Below are 278 nucleotides of genomic sequence, written 5' to 3'. Positions count from 1 at the left end.
TTTGAAAGCTGAGTAATTAAGCCCATCACATTGTCGGCAACCATGCTGCCATTGAACTTTTGCATCCCTTTTACGTTTAAATCTTCGAACACTAAAATGTCATTTTCATTGGTTATCTGGCGTGAAATTTTGTGTGCAAAGTCGAGCCTTTGCCGTGAGATTTTGCCGTGTAATTTGTTGATGCGTTGTTTGGTTTTTTGCCAGCGATTTGAACCTTTAGTTCGGCGTGCAAGCTGGCGTTGCAATTGATTTAACTTTGTTTTTGACTGCTTTAAAAA

1 protein-coding gene is annotated in these 278 nt (G+C 39.2%); it reads right to left on the bottom strand.

Annotation, left to right across the window (positions count from 1 at the left end):
* Nucleotides 1–278: transposase (locus H5079_RS18265; RefSeq protein ID WP_182684631.1), on the bottom strand; the 278-nt coding region annotated here is incomplete at both ends.

Origin of the sequence: Pseudoalteromonas sp. SG44-5 (assembly GCF_014164175.1) — a bacterium.
Lineage (GTDB): Bacteria > Pseudomonadota > Gammaproteobacteria > Enterobacterales > Alteromonadaceae > Pseudoalteromonas > Pseudoalteromonas nigrifaciens.
Note: the sequence above shows the minus strand (reverse complement) of the source record. Positions and strands in the feature narration are given on the sequence as shown.